This is a genomic window from Gracilimonas mengyeensis (genome assembly GCF_900182705.1).
Taxonomy (GTDB): Bacteria; Bacteroidota; Rhodothermia; order Balneolales; family Balneolaceae; genus Gracilimonas; species Gracilimonas mengyeensis.
Map to the genome: position 1 here is coordinate 17,033 of NZ_FXTP01000002.1, position 17,011 is coordinate 34,043.

The following is a 17,011-nucleotide window of genomic DNA, read 5'->3' on the forward strand; positions in this document are numbered from 1 at the left end:
AAGGTAAGAGCTCTGAAATCCGAATTCCTTACAAATTTTCTGTAAAAGTGGAGGCTAAATATAAGCTTGTCTGGTTATCCCGCTTCTTTTAACTCCCCAAAATTCACATCCAGCATATCACTTAGTATTTCTTTGCTTTTGGAGGTGTCGATATGTGCGCCCATTTTCATCAGCAAGTTGTAGAGGCCGAGGTGTACGCGGGTGGTATAAAGGAAATGCTGCGATCCGCGGGGTTCATTCCCGATGGGCGCATCTTTGGTATAGTGCTTGATGGAATTCCGGTAGTCTTTATCCCCGAAATCAAAAAATTCGTGCTTGTAAGGTTCGGCGAAAGTCATCCCGTAATTGCGGGCAAAATTGAAATAGCGTTCTTCGTGTTCGGGATTATCTGCATTGGGTTTGATGACATTTAGCTTTTTATAGAGTTCCCGAATAGCTTCTTCATCATCAGCAAGATGTGTAGGTAACAGCCGGAGGTAATTCATGAAAAACTCTTCAGGGAATTTCTTCACGCAACCAAAATCAATCACGCCTAATTTATCATCATAAGTGAAAAGGAAATTCCCCGGATGCGTATCGGCATGCACAAAATCCATGTCTTTTATCTGCTCATGGAAAAAATCCCATAGCAGCTGGCCAAAATGATTCCGCTGTTCCTGGCTTGGATCTTCCTTGAGGAATTCCCCGAGGTGCCGTCCCTCCAAATAAGTCATGCACAGCACTTTATCGGTTGAGTATTCTTCCACCCATTCAGGAATGACAATATTCAAGCCGCCAAAACGCTCCCGGAACAGGTCAATCTGTTTGCCTTCTTTCTGATAATCTGTTTCATCCAGCAGCGTTTGTTTCACTTCATCGAAATAGGGGTCAATGTCAGCGCCTTTCTTTACGATGCGCTTCATTAATATCTTGGCAAGGCCCAGATCCGAGTCAATGGTTTCCCGTACGTTGGGATATTGAATTTTGATAGCCACTTTGCGGCCGTCTTTCAACTCGGCTTTATGTACCTGGCCAATGGAGGCGGCTGCAAATGCTTCCGATTCAAAACTGGCAAACAGCTGCTCCGGGTATTTCCCCAACTCACGTTTTATGATAGACCGAACCAGTGCCTTGTTGATAGGTGGTACCGAGTATTGGGCCTGACTCATCACTTCGGCGAACTCTTCAGGCAAAAAACCCTGGTCCATGCTCATGCCCTGGGCAATTTTCAGGGCCGTGCCACGCAGTTTGGTAAATTCCTGGAATACCTGTTTTGCGTTTTCAGCATGAAAATTACCGTCACCGGAGTCGTCCTCTTTACCGGACTTTTTACGCAGGTAGCGTTTGGCATAGTTGGTTCCAACTTTTAATCCGGTTTTAGCGATACGGGTTCCTCGTTCAAACTTTGAGGAAGGAAAATCATTACTCATAGGGAAATGTTGAATTGTGAATGTTGAATGCGAAATGATTCATTAAGTATTCAACAGGAAATATGTAGATTATTCAGAGGTTTTATCGCTGTCATTATCACTTTCTTCCTCATCTTCGTCTTCGATATCAACGTTTACTTCTGGCTCGTCCTCAAACCAGCTGGCCACCCAGTTGTTGAGGTCTTCCACCTGTTGTTTAAAACCAGAAGTGTTTAACAGGTATTTGGCCAGGTCAAATCCCTTATCAGCAATTTTGGAATAAACCAGTTCTTGGATAAAACCGGTTATTTTATCGGTCAGGGCCCACGTGCGTGCTTTTTGTTCGCTATCGTCCTCTATCCAAAATTTTACCAGCAGCAAGTATTGGGTTTTGAGAAACCCATAAAACAGATAACCCATAAACATGGATGCACTGGTAGAAATTCGATTATCCTGCTCAAAAAAGTCTTTAAAAAGTTCTTTTAACTGGCGGTGAAAATCCCTGCCGGCTCCCGGACTGCAGGCAAACTTCTCAAATGTTTTCTGAACGAAAGCCTGCTTCTCCTCCATCATATCGAATAGCGTGAAGATGAAATTGGAGAGTTTTTCGCTGATGGTGTAAGATGCAAAATCATCGATCTCACCAATCATAGCCCGGTAGCGAATAATTAATGCAGGATAGTAGAATTCAAGAATAGCCTTCTTGCTCGGGAAAAGAGCATAAATTTCAGAAGCAGTCTTTCCGGTAGCATTCACCAGATTTGGCATACTGTAAGCATCATCCAAATACAGGGTAATGGCCGCTTCGCAAATCTCAATTTTGGTATTAAAAGTTTCAGTGTCCATAAACAAGCTCTGTTTTATCCATTAAACATTTGAACAGAATGTTCAGTTCGCGTTGATTAGATAAAAGTTACAGTAATCTTAAAAATGGAGAGATAGCGAAGCCCTATTTAAACCTGGGTTGATGAGTTGGTACACTTCTCCCATATCTAACTCCGAAGATCCCAAATGCTTAGCTAAGATCAGTTAAATATTCTTCCAAAAATTCGTTGAAACGCACTCTTATTCAGAGCAGCGTTTTTTTTACGAGCCTTGGCCTGTTCTCTTGCCGTACATTTTTGACATAGTAATCTCTTGGTATCCTCGATGGTTACTTCTTGAACTTTAACTTCATAATTACCAATTGGGTGCTTTTTGCCTTCTTCAGCCATACACCTTTCACAACGTATCATAACCTCATTACCTTAGTAGTTGGTTAAATACCCAAACCGTATTTTATCGTACCTAATAATATGTATACCAATTTAATTTAATATTGACCAAATGCGAATTAAGAAATTTTTATAGTTTATCTTTAAGCACATGTTTTGCAGGGTGAAAAGAGCTTGATTTAACTGTATGGCTCGCAAGACTTAATTGCTATAATTAATTGGTAAATTTTAACCTAAAAAGCATGTTTTTTTGAGGTCGTTTTATCTAAAGAAGGACACTTTTTAAATTTGAATGTTACCGGCTATTTGATAGGTGAAAAACGAATGCTGTGCCGGTAAAATTTGGTTTTAAAGAAAATTAATAACCACAGGTAATCATGAATATTTTAATTAGTGGCGGAACCGGATTTATAGGACAAGAACTAAGGACGCTCTTGCTAAAACAGGGACATGATTTGGTGATTTTGACTCGGAGTCCGGAAAAATATAAAGATGAAAGTGCCAAGAACCAGCGATTCGTAAGTTGGGATGATAACTTGCCGGGCCTGATGAATGACGTTGATGCCGTGGTAAATCTTGCAGGAGAAAATATATTTGCCCTGCGCTGGACCCCGGAAAAGAAAGAACGGATTTTAAACAGCCGAATTAAAACCACCCGTACATTGGTAGAGGCAATGAAAGAAGCCGGGGATAAGCCTGTGGCATTTGTTTCCTCTTCCGGAGCTAATGTATACGGAGATCGCGGAGATGAAGTATTGGATGAAAATGAACCGCCAGCAGATGACTTTTTAGCGGATGTGTGTATCCAATGGGAACAAGAAGCAGAAAAAGCCACCGAGTTTGGAGTTCGGGTTGCTAACCCCAGAACTGGGGTCGTACTTGAAAAAGAAGGCGGTGCCCTCGAAAAAATGTTGCTTCCATTTAGGATGGGAGTAGGTGGTCCCATCGGACCGGGCACCCAGTATATGAGCTGGATTCACCGAACAGATTTATGTCGCAGTATTATTTTTGCAATCGAAAACGAAGAAATGCAAGGGCCCTACAATGCCTGTGCGCCAAACCCGGTTACGATGAATGAGTTTTCAAAGACTTTAGCAGCAACACTGAACAGACCGGCTATATTTAAAGTACCTGAGTTTATCATTGAAACAGCCCTGGGAGAAGTGTCCAAGTTGGTGATTGACAGCGTACGGATGCAGCCCAAAAAGCTACAGGTAGCGGGATTTGATTTCCAGTTTGAAGAATTGGAAGAAGCACTTGCAGACATTGTATGAGCCAACATGAAGGACTTAACTAAAGCTATTTAATGCGGCCTCACGATTGGTGCTGCTGTTCTAATCTACGGCTTGATTGATGGTCCAGCAGCGCAGTCCTTCTCGGGTTTGGGCAATCAGTTCCATTTTTCCATCGCTGTTTAAGTCGGTTACTACCGGATATTTCATTCCAGAAGTAGGAAGGTTAAATAGTCGTTTTTCGGTTAGGACCTCCCAGGCAAAAAGACGTCCGAATTCTGCTAAAGCAATCACTTCTTTATCGTCGTCCTGGTTTAAGTCTATGATAATTGGATTGAGTGAGGAAGAGGATGGCTGCCCAAGACTTTGTGTAAAGCGCAACTGTCCATCTTTGTTAAACACAAAAACGGACCCATTTACACTTTGTGTTGTGATTACATCTTCACGGATAAACCCAGTTGAATCTTGTAGCAGCACTTCGGGCTGGAAAGAAAGGGTTGAAAGCTCATCATTGGAAGCGTAAAGCGCATGAATAGAAATGGAGTCTGTTCCAATGGGGGTTGCGTATTCGGCACTGAAATAAGGCTCGGTGCCAATAGAATATAAACGGCCGTCAGCACCGCTGCCCAGTACCTGATTTTCCCTAACTATGGGAGAGTCGGTGAACCGGGTATTCACAAATTGAGGAAAACCTCCTCGTACAGCTCCACTTCGTAACCAGCTGTGCAATGTATTTTCAGAATAAGCCCAAACCGACCAGATTTCATTTTGTATTTTAAATACGGGCTGAGAGGTAATAACCGTGTTAGTATTTTGAGGCCATCCTCTTACGTTTTCTCCACGGGCATCCAGTACATGCAGCTTTCGGTCTTCGGTGGCAGTTACAATTTCAGGAACTCCGTTCCGAAGCACATCGGTAACCAGTATCGGGGCAGAAATGGTTTCGCCAAGTTCAATAGGGAAGCGTGGAAGCAGGTCTCCGTTTTGGTTCCAGGCAAAAATCTGGGAACCGGCTCCCAGCAATACAATTCGTTCGCCGTTGCCGTACCAGTCATATAAAACCGGGCTTCCGACTGGAGTGAGTCCCTCTGTTGAAGTTTGCATGGCAATGGTTCCATCAGAGGCCAATGCCAATACCCGGCCTTCATTGGTAGCAAAAACCACTTCATCTGCAATGCTACCCACTAAATCTCCAAATACCGGTTTGCCACTTAACTCAAAATCGGAAAGCGGCATGACCCACAACTCTTCATAGGGCAACTCCGAACTAGAGTCGGTATGGGTATTCAGGGTCACATCCACTGTTTGTTGGCCTGCAACAAAGTGCATACTCAAAATATCAAAACGGTTTAGCAAGCCGGCTGAATTATTATCGGGCTTTAGATATGGGGCTATAAACTGGCTGAAATTATCAGCATACGACCATACAAAGCCACTGACTTCGGCCGGAAGGGATCTTCGTACTTTTGAATAAGTTTCATCGTAATAAATAACCCGGCGCCGGATGCGGTCTGAATTCACACTTTCAGCCAAGCCTTTCCGCTTCGCCATCACCAATACGTTATTGGAGAAATCGAGATAGAAATCGCGGAGTGTTGCCATTTCAGAGCCCACGAGAGTAGCCATTACGGCGCTGTTCACATGGTAACTATCTTCTTGTTTTGAGATAAGTCCTTTTTCTACAAAAGCGTCCAGTTGCTGCTGTACGGCATCAATGTTATTCATTTTGCGAAGGAACAGATACTCGCCACTGGCCAATAAGCCTGATTCTGAGAATGCCTGAAAAGCAAACTCAGTATCCAATGCACCGGCCATAGATTGATAGGTATCCAAATCATTGAGAAACAAAGAATCCAGGGGAGAAATGATACTGTCGGCCGGGGTGGTTGGGATGGATGCAGGGGGCAGACGGAGCAGGGCAAAGGCAGCCGCATTACTGGCAATGTGTCGGTCTAATGTAAGAGGTTTGTTTTCATAGGAGATGGCATCCGTCAAAACAGAGTGCCGGTTTTCTGTGAGTGGCATGCGTCCGGTTGCTTGAAATTCATTCAAAGAATCAGATCTGCTACTGATGCGCAGTGAAAAAGGGATGGTGCCATCAAATTTACCAATCACGGAAGGGCGATGAGTCACAGCCGCAAATTGTTCAACCCAGCGGTCAAGCTTTGGAGTATTTACAATAAGGGTTCCTGGCTGCGGTGTTTGTTGTAGCGCAATAGGATTGAACTCTCCATTAACGGTTCGCAAAGCATTCTCAACAACCAGGCTGGATTTTGAGATTACGATCCAATTTTGAATTTGAGCGGCATAAATATTGGTTCGGGCCCGGTGCAATTTATGGATGACATGGCCCTGGAAGTCATAGTTGTTTTGAGTGAAAGACTGGTAAAAGGCCGATGCCCAGCTATCCAAACTTTGTCCATCCGTTTCTGCTATCCATAAGAAATCAGATTCTACAGAGGTTGACGGCACCAAAGCCAATGCTTTTAATTGAAGCTGGCCGGATAATTCTCCACCCAGTTCTGTAATTTGTTGCATGGGGGCGGCAGAAAGTTCATTCAGATAGGGGAAATAGTTGGTGCTGGCTATATCCTGTACATTTAGTCCTGCTTCGGGAACAAATACGAAGGAAGATTGTTCAGGTATCAGTTCGTTCCAGCTGCTATTGGATGAGGAAGAACAAGCGGTGAGAGATACTGCAATAAAACATGAAATTAATAGCTGGAGGATGCGTTGCATTAAATACAGATACTGTGAAGTTTATTTTATAGGTTATACAAGCTAAGTGCCGGAGCTCCTAAAAGTTCCGGATCAAAATAAAGGTAACATTTTTTAAGCGCTAAATGAGTTTTCTAAACCCTCTTTTTTTAATGGCCCTTGTTGCGGTGGGACTTCCCCTGCTCATCCATTTGCTAAACCTACGACGTCCGCAAAAGGTGGCTTTTTCAACTTTGGCTTTTTTTCGGGATTTAAAGAATACTACCATCCGGCGTATTCGCATAAAAAGATACCTTCTTTTGTTGCTTCGTTTGCTGGCCATAGCCTGTTTGGCGATGGTGCTGGCGCGCCCCTTTTTGCCGCCGGGACTTACCGGAGGAGGTAACAGCCAGGCGCCAGCTCTAAACGCAGTACTTCTTGATAATAGTGTGAGCATGTCTCGGATTGGCACCCAGGGACCGCTGTTTGAGTATGCTAAAGAAATTGCTGGACGCATTAATGAAGCGGCCAAAGATGAAGACCGTTACATGCTGCAGCTCACCAATGGGGAAGCCGATTACGGAAATATCATGAATTGGGCGAATATGAAAAAAGCTTTGGAGGAAGCCGAAGTAAAATCCGCCGGTAATTTTATGGAAAACAGGCTCACCGGTTTGCTGGAGACTATAAAGGAGGCGCCTTATGCCAATAAAAGCATCTACATATTAACGGATGCACAGCACAGCCAACTGGCGCAGGCAGGCAGCGAGCTGGATATGGAAGGCGTCAACCTTACGGTGATCGATGTAGGTTCTGCAGAAGTCCAAAACACATCCATTACTTCCGTAAGTACATCCACCAACATGATTGGCGTTGATATTCCCTTTACCCTCAATGTTGAAATAGCCAATCAAAGTGAGGTAGCTGCGGTTAACCAGTTTGTGTCATTAGAGTTTGAGGGGCAGGCAGCTGGACAGTATTCAGTGTCACTGGAACCCGGTGAGCGAAGAACGTATGCCTTTGAAGTGACTCCATCTCAAGTTGGGTCTGCGCGGGCTGTTGTAAGCATAGAGGGGGACGGATTTCAGCCCGACAACCAATATTTTGTGAGCTTACAGGTACCCGAAACCCGAAATGTACTTTGGGTGAGTGAACAGGAAAACAGGAGCGGATTTATTTCCTACACCGGCGCTGTGCTACAGGCAGCTGGAGAAAACGATGCCCAGCTGGATTATGATCAAACCAACATCGAAAACTTTGATGTGGCTGACTTGTCAGCTTACGATGTGGTTTTGCTGGACGGGGTGAAAGAGATCCCGGAATATATATTCAGTCCTTTGCAAGAGTTTGTGCAAACCGGTGGAGGGGTGATGTTCTTTCCGGCTGAAGACGGAAATTTGAGAAATTACAATGACTTTTTGGGTCAATTTAATGCCGGTAGATATGTGGGCCTGCAGGGTGAATACGGCTCTTTTAACAGTGTTGCTACAGCAGACGAACTTTTGGAAGATCATCCGGCCTTTGCAGGATTATTTGAACGCGAAGGTGAACAACAGTTGCGCTTCACGAATCCGGAAATTTATTATTACTACCGGCTGAATACCTCTTCGAATGGCACGGGGTTTAGTTTGCTGAACATGAATAACGGAGATCCTTTAGTGTATGAAAAACAAGTGGGACAGGGAACTTTGGTGCTCTCGGCGGCTGGTAACGACCCAGGCTGGTCCAATTTTCCGGTTAAAGCACTTTACGCCCCTTTCTACTATCGCATTTTGCTGTATTCAGCTTCATCCGACCAGGGAGGCTTTGCTGATTTTACATTGGGACAACCCTTTGCCTGGACCGGGAACGTAGACCCCGAAAGTGTGGTATTGCAGGTAGATGACGATACAATAAAACCCGGAACAGCGGTTGTATCATCAGGGGTGCGTGTAAGCTATCCGGCAGAAGAATGGACGCCGGGCTGGATTAAAATTCAGGATGATGACGGGCAAGTAATTACACTGGCTGCCAACTTATCCCAAGAAGAATCCGTGTTCACAAAAGCTGAGCAGGAAGAGGCGGAAAATTTGTTAAGTAACGAATCATTGGTTTGGGTGGATACAGCCGATATGAATGAAGAACAGCTGCAAAATGAGATTGTAGCCTCCGGATTTGGCCGGGAAATTTGGAGCTGGTTTATGTTAGCCGGATTGTTATTTTTAATAACTGAAACCCTGGTATCCATTGGGTATCGGGCAGAAACGGTAGAATGAGGTAGGTTATGGAATACTACTTATCAATATTTTTTAAAGGTGTGATTGTTTTCTTTAGTATCGCATCTACTTTATTGGCGGCCTATTCCTATCAGAATAAGTTACGCTTGCGTACGGTACGACTGAGTTGGGGAGCTGGAAAGCTGGGCGGGTACCCTCTATTTGCCACAGTATTTTTGTTGATTATAATGGGGCTTTCCTGGGTTGTTTTATATCAGGAAGATATTTCTAGATATCCGGTGTTTTTAGCCTACATGTGGATTGGCAGCATGTGGTTTATCTCCAGCTATCTGGCGTCAAAATATTATATCACCGATTACGGCATAGTCAAGAATATCAACGAGCCCTCCCAAACCATCCCATGGTTTCAGATTATGGATTATGTAGAACGCCCAAAAACGGATGGAGTAGAATATTTGTTTACTTATTCCGAGATGGATAAAACACTGATGGATGGTTATCAAAAAGTAAAATTCTTTGTACCGAGGAGGCGATATTATGCAGTTAAAAAAATTGTATCTTTAAAACTCGAAAATCGCATAGAAGGACAGTACCTGCCGGATATTGACCTCAAGAGAATTCAAGAAGACTAATACCTCATAAGACTTAATACATTTGTTAGACGACGTAAAAAATTCTGATATAGAACGAGAACGGGTAGCATTGGTGGGCCTGTATGGTCCCGATACTACAAGATTCCAGGCTGAAGAATACCTGGATGAGCTGGAGCTTTTAGCGGATACGGCCGGGGGCATCACTGTAGAAAAGATCCTCCAGAATAAAACCCATCCCGATGTTTCCACCTACATAGGTAAGGGAAAGCTGAATGAGCTGAAACGCATCATGGGCGAGAAAAACATTGATACGGTCATTTTTGATGATGACCTGACTCCCACCCAGCTCCGCAACATTGAAAAAGGAACCGATGGCAAAGTACTGGACCGGAGTTCGCTAATCCTTGATATTTTTGCCGGCCGTGCGAAAACGGCTGCTGCCAAAACACAGGTTGAGCTCGCTCAATTGCAATATCTGCTACCACGACTGACCCGCTACTGGACTCACCTTTCCCGCCAAAAAGGTGGAATTGGAACCAAAGGTCCTGGTGAAACCCAGATTGAGACCGACCGCCGGTTGATTGGCAAGCGTATTGCTACGCTCAAAGAAAAACTGGAGAAGCTGGAGAAACAACGAACCACACAGCGCAAAGGCCGAGAGGACATGGTACGTATCTCGCTGGTTGGATATACCAACGCCGGGAAGTCAACTTTGATGAACGCCCTCACTGAAACAGGCGTATTTGCTGAAGACCGGTTGTTTGCTACTCTCGATTCTACCGTGCGGCGCCACGAGATGGAAAATCATTCCGTGCTATTATCCGACACCGTAGGCTTTATTCGTAAGCTGCCCCACAATTTGGTAGAAAGTTTTAAATCCACTTTAGATGAGGTCCGGGAAGCCGATATACTATTACATGTAGTGGATGCTTCTTCGAAGATGGCTCCAGAGTATATTGAAGTTGTTGAGGAAACTTTGGAGGAGATTGAAGCGACCAACAAGCGAACCATACTGGTGTTCAATAAAGTTGATTTACTGGATCCCGGAAAAGTCTCTGAGTTGAAGCGTGCTTATCCGAATGCAGTGCTGGTTTCGGCTGAACAGCGTATTGGTTTGAAGGAACTGGAGCAGAGCATTGAGGATATGATTGAACTGGAATATTCAACCCATACCATGCAAATTCCGGTTTCAAAATATAAAGCGGTGGCCTTTATTCACGAAAATGCAAATGTGGAAAAAGAATCGTACGAGGGCACCGATGTGGAATTAACATTTAGCATCGCTAATAAAGATTTTAAGCAATTATCCCATTTGTTGGATACTATTGGCGTTAACAGCGAAGTTGTATAACCATGTTAGTAAATGAAATCACAAATACGGAGATCTCTCCACTGAAATTAACGGATACGGTTTCAGCGGCGATGTTGCGTCTTGATTTGTTGCACAGCACACAGATTGCCGTTGTGGATGAAGACGATCAGCTTGTAGGGATGGCGTCGCTGGCCAAACTGGTGGAAGTGGTAGATGATCAGTCATTACTTTCGGAAGTGGAGTTGAGTACCCCCGTATCTGTGCCTGATTATCAGCATTTGTTTGAAGCATCGAGGGTTATGTTAGCCCATGAGCTCTATTTGCTCCCTGTAGTTGATGTTAACCGGCAGTTTCTGGGCATGGTGAAAAAGAGGGATGTACTTACTGCGCTGGGCGATGTTTTTAATCTGTCCAGTTATGGTTCCGTGATTACCGTAGAACTGAGCCAAAAAGATTTTGCACTGTCTGATCTGGTTCGAATTATTGAAATGGAAGGCGCCAAGATTTTGGGCGTAGCAGTTCAGCAGCCGCGCGCACACAATCCATCGTACAGTGTATCGTTCAAATTAAATATGGAAGATTCTTCGGTGGTAAGCTCAAGCTTGCGCCGTTTTGGCTACACAATTACCTCCGAAGCCGATAGCGAAATGCTGGAGCATAATTTTTCTGACCGTGCAGACGAACTTATTCGCTATCTTGACATATAAAGCTAAAAGAAGAAACTGTTAACCTTACATATCTCGACGAGCTTCATGCAATTCGTCCCCAAAAGTACCTTCCTGGTGTTCTTACTGTTTGTAGTAAGTTCGCAATCCATTTTTTCGCAGGACCTCCAATCACCAGCCACCCAATTGTATCGTTCGGGAATTGACCTGTACGAAAAGGGTTTTTACGAAGAATCGGCACAGCATTTCTCCGATTTTACCACTTCTTATCCTGAGCATGATTTAAGAATATCAGCTGAATACTATTTGACCCGAGCGAAAACCGGCGCTGATTCTGCCAATATAGAAGCCTATTACCAGGATTTTGTGCTACGCTATCCGGGTACGGATCTCTCTGAAGTATTGCTTAAAGATTTGGGACATCGCTTTACGGATGCAGGTGAATACGAAGCGGCCATAGAGTATTATCAGCAGGCGGTTGATTCCTGGATGAAAGAAAAGAGTGCAGCAGAAACGAAATACTGGATTGCTGAAGCCGCAGCTGAAAATCAGGATTACGAGTATTCGCGCCAATATTTTATGGCGGTAGCCGATGACCATCTGCGTTCATCCTGGGCCCCTAAAGCGTTATATGCCCGTGGGCGTTTGTATCTGGAAGAAGAGAAGTATGATGCCTCTACCGAAGCTTTTGAAGTATTGCGCGACCGATTTCCTAACAGCGAGATCACCCGTCGCGTAGGTACGGCATTGGGTGAAGCTTATTACCAGCAGGGAAGGTATGAAGAAGCAACGGAAGCTTTACGCTCAGCCTTACCTCATCTTGATACTACCTCAAGAACTAAAGCCGTATTTCTGATTGCTGAAAGTCAGAATTATTTAGGGAACTATGACGAAGCCTCGAAAGCCTATCTCCAATACATCAACCTGACCAAAGGAACACCTGAAGAACGTATTGCCCATTACGGACTGGGTTGGCTATACAACAAACAGGAAATTTACCACTGGGCGGCTGAGTCATTTGGACGAGCAGCCACCGGAGACGATGAAATTGCACGAAAAGCACTGTATTACAAAGCAGTGAATGAAAAATTGGGAAGCCAGTATGGGAAATCCCTGGATTCCTTCCGGGAGTTCGGAGATCGTTTCAAAGAAGGATTTTGGGTAGAAAAAGCCTATTACGAATGGGCGGTATCGGCTTTTGAAGTCTCCCGGTATGATGAAGCTATTGAAGTGCTGCTGGAGCTGGTACGCAGTGATATGCAACTGGAGGATGCGGGCAAGGTTTACACCATGCTGGGTGAAGCCTTTTATGCCAATGCCGAATACACACGAGCCTTACAGGCTTTTGAAGAGGCTGAAAAGGCCGGGGATATTAGTCCTCAGTTAAAGCGGCAGGCACGTTTTCAGAAAGCCTGGATTATGTATAGGAACCAGGCCTATGAGCAGGCTCAGCCTGGTTTTGAAGCTGTCTATGCGGAAGCTCCTCAAACTGAAATTGGAAAAGAAGCTTTATTCTGGAGTGCCGATACCTATTACAAAATGAACCAGTATAGCCAGGCGGCTCGCCGGTTCAAAATGTTTGTAGATAATTATCCCGACGACACTATGGCGGGAGCAGCTCTGTATTCGCTTGGATGGAGTTACTTCGAAATGGGACAGTTTCAAAATGCTGTGGGGCCACTCAGAAACTTCCTGCAAAATTATAAAGCACCCGATGAAGCATTATTCCCTTACGATACGGACACGCAGCTGCGTATTGGGGATGCTTATTATGCAGTAGGTAATTACCAGGAAGCTATTGCCAGTTACAGCCAGGCACTTGGGGCTGAGCCGGGCGGGGATTATGCCATGTTCCAGATTGCCAACAGCTACTACCGGGCCGGCCGTACTTTCGATGCCGTATCAAATTTCCGCAAAACCCTTCGCATTTATCCCTACAGCCGTCTTCGTGAACAGGCACAATACAACATCGCCTACATATATCTGAATACGAACAACTACTCACAGGCGGTTGAAGAATTTAAGGCAGTAATCAGCAAATATCCTGGTACCCATTGGGCTGCACGATCGCAATACAATATCGGGGATGCGTATTACAATGCCGGCGAATACGAACGTGCCATCCAGGCCTACAAAAAAGTGCTGGATGAATATCCGCGCAGCGATTATATCATTGAAGCCATTAACGGCATTCAGTACGCACAACTTTCGGCCGGTCGGTCAGATAGCAGTTCAGCTATTTTAGAAGACTTTTTAAGTGATAACCCCACCAGTGCTACGGCCGATCAATTGCGATACCGTCAGGCTTTGAATGTATTTCAGTCGGGTGACTATGAGAATGCCATTAGCGAATTTCGCCAGTATTTACGTGTAACAAACTCTGAAGAGCTGGTGCCCGAAACTTACGCCAACCTTGCCGAGGCTTATCAGCAGACAGATCAAGCCAAAAATGCATTAGAAGCATATCGCACCATTGCCGATGAGTATCCGGATAGTGATCAGGCGCCATCGGCTCTTAGCTCAATGGGAACTATTCAGCTTGAGCTTGGACGAAACCCCGAGGCACATACCAGCTATACCCGGTTGTTGGATAGTTATCCACGGTTCCGGCAGGAAGCCTATGTTGGGATGGGAAATGCCAGTTTAGCACAGGGTAAAACGGATCAGGCCAAACAAGAATTTGAATCGGCTCTTGAGGTAAATGCGAATAGTCAGCCCGCAAAAGTTGGTTTGGGTAAAGTGGCGGTTTCAAACGGTAATTACGAACGTGCCCGCGAGATGCTGGTTCCTGTAGCTGAAAGCAGTAGCACCGAGATAGGTGCCGAGGCTCAATACTACGTAGGACAAATGCTGCAAAAGCAGGGCTCTTATAATGAAGCAATTGAAGAATATGCAAAAGTAAAAGTATTGTTTGAAGCCTTTGACTATTGGGTGTCACAGGCTATGTATAACGGCGCAGAGTGCCATATCCGGATGGGGAATCGTGGTGAAGCAATGACAATCTTAAACTCCATCATCAACGATTATCCCGGTACTGATGCCCAGCAAAAAGCTCAGGCATTATTAGAACGAAGCGGGGAATCTTAAGTAGAAAAGAGCAACAATAACGGGGGACAAATGCAGTGCATGCCAGAGTTTGTTATGTTTAACCCGTGGTCGCTAAAATGAGTCATACACAGAAAAATAAACTCCAAGCATGATTAAAACTGTACAGCCAGCTAATTCTCTAATAGGTGAACTGCATCTGCCACCCGATAAATCCATTTCACAGCGGGCCGCTATATTTTCGCTTTTGCATGATGGAGTTTCAGTGGTTAAGAATTATTCACCTGCACAAGATCCGCAAAGTACACTGAGTTGTGTACAGCAACTAGGTGCGGAGGTAGAAAAGGCTGATGGGCAGTTAAAGATTAAAGGTACAGGCCGCGATGGACTTAAAAAGCCCGTAAAGGATTTGGATTGTGGAAATTCCGGGACAGCCATGAGGCTGCTTTCCGGAGTGTTGACCGGTGCAGGTATCTCAGCCAAACTGATTGGCGATCCCTCTCTTTCTGCTCGAACGATGAAACGAATTATTGATCCAATGGAGGCCATGGGTGCACATATTCTGGCCCGGAACAGCCAATACGCCCCGCTGTTCATTAACCGGATTGATGCGCTAAAGCCTATGAAATACGAATTGCCCATTCCCAGTGCCCAGCTGAAGTCGTGCGTGTTACTTGCCGGTTTGTTCGGGGATGAGCCTACCCAAGTGATTGAAATACTGCCCAGCCGCGACCATACAGAGCGTTTGCTTAACCTGGATCAGAAAATGGTGCAGCATCGCAAAATTATTTCGGCTAGCCGCGAGGACGTGATCCCGGAACAAAGCTATACTATCCCCGGTGATTTTTCGGCCGCCGCATTTTGGCTGGTGGCTGCTGCTATTCAGGAAAAGGCGGAGTTGGTGTTGAAGAATATAGGATTAAATCCCACGCGAAATGCCTTGCTGGATATTTTGAAGGATATGGGTGCCGATATTGCTATAGAGAATGAACATAATGAAGGTGCTGAACCAGCTGGAGATATTGTGGTGCGTCAGTCCAGCCTGAAAGCTTTAGATATTGATCCCAAAATGATTCCTAATTGTATTGATGAGCTGCCTATCATTGCGGTAGCGATGTTGTTTGCAGAGGGATCTTCAGTTATCGCCGGAGCCGAGGAGTTGCGGCATAAAGAAACGGACCGGATCATGGCCATGGCAAAGATGCTAAAAGCTGTTGGGGCTGATTTTGAAGAAAAAGAAGACGGCTTAATCATTCATGGTAATCCGGATTTCACTTTTGAGCAAGCTACCTTTGAGTCTTTTCATGATCACCGTATTGCGATGTCGGCAGCGGTGTTATCTCTGAAAAGTAGAAAAGAGTGTAAGATCCGTGATGCAGAATCGGCAGCAGTTTCCTATCCTGGTTTTTGGGAAGATCTTGGGCTTGTGGCCAAAGGGTGATTTAGTGATATGGTGAAGCGGTGATGTGCTGAGGGAGATAGTTTAATTATCCCTGGCTTTTAATGGCTGTCTGATATGGTATCCCAAAACACCTCTCACAAGCAATTCGGGAATAGCCGAATTGCTTGATCTCTCCTCAAGGAGAGACTTTTCTGAATTGTGTTCAAGCTGCGAAGCCTGGCGATGTGTCTGAAGTGGGGTTCTTAATCGAAGGAAGTCCTCCCTTGAGGGAGGTGCCTGGTTTTGACTTGTCAAAACTGGCGGAGGGTGTGAGATGGCAATTGTCACATCAATTTTTTGGAGAAGTTAAAAACCTAAAACCACCTCCATCACCGCTTCACCAAATCACTAAATTACCCGACGGATAACTTCCACAAAGCAATACTGGTAGCCACAGCGGCATTAAGGCTCTCTACGTTCTCCTGCCCGGCGCCTGATTCAATACGCACTTTTCTTCTGCTGGAGTTTAAAAGCTCTGGATTGATTCCGTTGCCCTCATTTCCTACAACCAGCACCGTTTTTTCTGTGAGTTGAACCGTCCCCAGGTTTATACTGTCCGCCCCGCCATCCAGCAGCAGGGTTTGCCAACCAGCGCTTTCTAAATCTTCAAAAATGTTTTGAAGTTCTCCGGTCATCACCGGAATGCTACCCGTTGCACCAACGGTACTACGGACTACTTTGGGGTGATACACATCTACACTTCCCTTACCGGCAATAAGTGCTTTAGCGCCAAACCAGGCGGCTGTGCGTAATATCGTGCCCATGTTGCCGGGGTCTTGGATGGCATCGGTTGCTACAATAACCCCGGCTTGATTGACAAGCTCTTCCGGAGTGATTTCTCCGGGCATTTTACAAACCGCCAAAATGCCCTGTGGATTGTCCGTATCAGCCACTTCTTCAAAGGTTCCGTGATCTACTTCACAAACTTCAACTCCCTTGAACATTGCACCTTGTATCTTAAATCTTTCCCCCACAAAAACGGTATCAATTTTTATCAACCCGTTTTCAATGACTTGTTCTACGGCGCGTTCACCTTCTACCACAAAGCGTTGTTCTTTCTCGCGGTATTTCTTACGCCCTAATTTTCGAAGCAGCTTTATTTCGTTGTTTGATGCTTTTCTCATGGGGCAAGAATACAGAACTCAGCATTCAGAATACAGCCGCTGTTTAGTTTTGGTAAGCCAAATTCTGAAGCGTTCAAAATGTGA

Annotated in this window: 12 protein-coding genes; 7 read left to right on the forward strand and 5 right to left on the reverse strand. The window is 45.0% G+C overall.

Annotated elements, in window-relative coordinates:
• Positions 1–74: 74 nt before the first annotated feature.
• The 3 genes from FN815_RS02530 to FN815_RS02540 all read right to left on the reverse strand — a co-directional run bounded on the left by FN815_RS02530 (position 75) and on the right by FN815_RS02540 (position 2,602).
• Positions 75–1,409, reverse strand: a complete 1,335-nt coding sequence (locus FN815_RS02530) for an ABC1 kinase family protein (RefSeq protein ID WP_142453039.1) — start codon at positions 1,407–1,409, stop codon at positions 75–77.
• A gap of 69 nt (positions 1,410–1,478) precedes the next feature.
• A complete protein-coding gene (locus FN815_RS02535; RefSeq protein WP_142453040.1) occupies positions 1,479–2,234 on the reverse strand; it encodes a TetR/AcrR family transcriptional regulator in 756 nt (251 codons plus the stop codon).
• A gap of 179 nt (positions 2,235–2,413) precedes the next feature.
• Complete coding sequence (locus FN815_RS02540; protein WP_142453041.1) at positions 2,414–2,602, reverse strand: hypothetical protein; 189 nt, start codon at positions 2,600–2,602, stop codon at positions 2,414–2,416.
• A 377-nt stretch (positions 2,603–2,979) separates the two neighbouring features.
• On the opposite strand from FN815_RS02540, the gene FN815_RS02545 reads away from it, so the two are divergent.
• Positions 2,980–3,876, forward strand: coding sequence for a TIGR01777 family oxidoreductase (locus FN815_RS02545; RefSeq protein ID WP_142453042.1), 897 nt, complete (start codon positions 2,980–2,982; stop codon positions 3,874–3,876).
• 60 nt (positions 3,877–3,936) lie between these two features.
• Here FN815_RS02545 and FN815_RS02550 read toward each other — a convergent pair whose 3' ends face one another.
• A complete protein-coding gene (locus tag FN815_RS02550) occupies positions 3,937–6,573 on the reverse strand; it encodes a hypothetical protein (RefSeq protein ID WP_142453043.1) in 2,637 nt (878 codons plus the stop codon).
• A gap of 104 nt (positions 6,574–6,677) precedes the next feature.
• Here FN815_RS02550 and FN815_RS02555 point away from each other — a divergent pair, with 104 nt between their 5' ends.
• The 6 genes from FN815_RS02555 (at position 6,678) to aroA (ending at position 15,803) form a co-directional block, all read left to right on the forward strand.
• A complete protein-coding gene (locus FN815_RS02555; RefSeq protein ID WP_142453044.1) occupies positions 6,678–8,786 on the forward strand; it encodes a BatA domain-containing protein in 2,109 nt (702 codons plus the stop codon).
• An 8-nt stretch (positions 8,787–8,794) separates the two neighbouring features.
• Complete coding sequence (locus FN815_RS02560) at positions 8,795–9,379, forward strand: hypothetical protein (protein WP_142453045.1); 585 nt, start codon at positions 8,795–8,797, stop codon at positions 9,377–9,379.
• A 22-nt stretch (positions 9,380–9,401) separates the two neighbouring features.
• Positions 9,402–10,691, forward strand: a complete 1,290-nt coding sequence (gene hflX / locus FN815_RS02565) for a GTPase HflX (protein ID WP_142453046.1) — start codon at positions 9,402–9,404, stop codon at positions 10,689–10,691.
• A gap of 2 nt (positions 10,692–10,693) precedes the next feature.
• On the forward strand, positions 10,694–11,359 hold the full coding sequence (locus FN815_RS02570) for a CBS domain-containing protein (RefSeq protein WP_142453047.1): 666 nt from the start codon (positions 10,694–10,696) through the stop codon (positions 11,357–11,359).
• Positions 11,360–11,404: 45 nt separating this feature from the next.
• Positions 11,405–14,404, forward strand: coding sequence for a tetratricopeptide repeat protein (locus FN815_RS02575; protein WP_142453048.1), 3,000 nt, complete (start codon positions 11,405–11,407; stop codon positions 14,402–14,404).
• A 109-nt stretch (positions 14,405–14,513) separates the two neighbouring features.
• Positions 14,514–15,803: a 3-phosphoshikimate 1-carboxyvinyltransferase gene (gene aroA / locus FN815_RS02580; protein ID WP_142453049.1), complete on the forward strand. Its 1,290-nt coding sequence runs from the start codon at positions 14,514–14,516 to the stop codon at positions 15,801–15,803.
• A gap of 353 nt (positions 15,804–16,156) precedes the next feature.
• Here aroA and FN815_RS02585 read toward each other — a convergent pair whose 3' ends face one another.
• Positions 16,157–16,927: a TrmH family RNA methyltransferase gene (locus tag FN815_RS02585; protein WP_142453050.1), complete on the reverse strand. Its 771-nt coding sequence runs from the start codon at positions 16,925–16,927 to the stop codon at positions 16,157–16,159.
• Positions 16,928–17,011: the final 84 nt, after the last annotated feature.

Bases quoted from the DNA above. Each gene is read 5' to 3' on its own strand.
- FN815_RS02530 (WP_142453039.1), bottom strand. From the start codon at position 1,409: ATGAGTAATGATTTTCCTTCCTCAAAGTTTGAACGAGGAACCCGTATC.
- FN815_RS02535 (WP_142453040.1), bottom strand. From the start codon at position 2,234: ATGGACACTGAAACTTTTAATACCAAAATTGAGATTTGCGAAGCGGCC.
- FN815_RS02540 (WP_142453041.1), bottom strand. From the start codon at position 2,602: ATGGCTGAAGAAGGCAAAAAGCACCCAATTGGTAATTATGAAGTTAAA.
- FN815_RS02545 (WP_142453042.1), top strand. From the start codon at position 2,980: ATGAATATTTTAATTAGTGGCGGAACCGGATTTATAGGACAAGAACTA.
- FN815_RS02550 (WP_142453043.1), bottom strand. From the start codon at position 6,573: ATGCAACGCATCCTCCAGCTATTAATTTCATGTTTTATTGCAGTATCT.
- FN815_RS02555 (WP_142453044.1), top strand. From the start codon at position 6,678: ATGAGTTTTCTAAACCCTCTTTTTTTAATGGCCCTTGTTGCGGTGGGA.
- FN815_RS02560 (WP_142453045.1), top strand. From the start codon at position 8,795: ATGGAATACTACTTATCAATATTTTTTAAAGGTGTGATTGTTTTCTTT.
- FN815_RS02570 (WP_142453047.1), top strand. From the start codon at position 10,694: ATGTTAGTAAATGAAATCACAAATACGGAGATCTCTCCACTGAAATTA.
- FN815_RS02575 (WP_142453048.1), top strand. From the start codon at position 11,405: ATGCAATTCGTCCCCAAAAGTACCTTCCTGGTGTTCTTACTGTTTGTA.
- aroA (WP_142453049.1), top strand. From the start codon at position 14,514: ATGATTAAAACTGTACAGCCAGCTAATTCTCTAATAGGTGAACTGCAT.
- FN815_RS02585 (WP_142453050.1), bottom strand. From the start codon at position 16,927: ATGAGAAAAGCATCAAACAACGAAATAAAGCTGCTTCGAAAATTAGGG.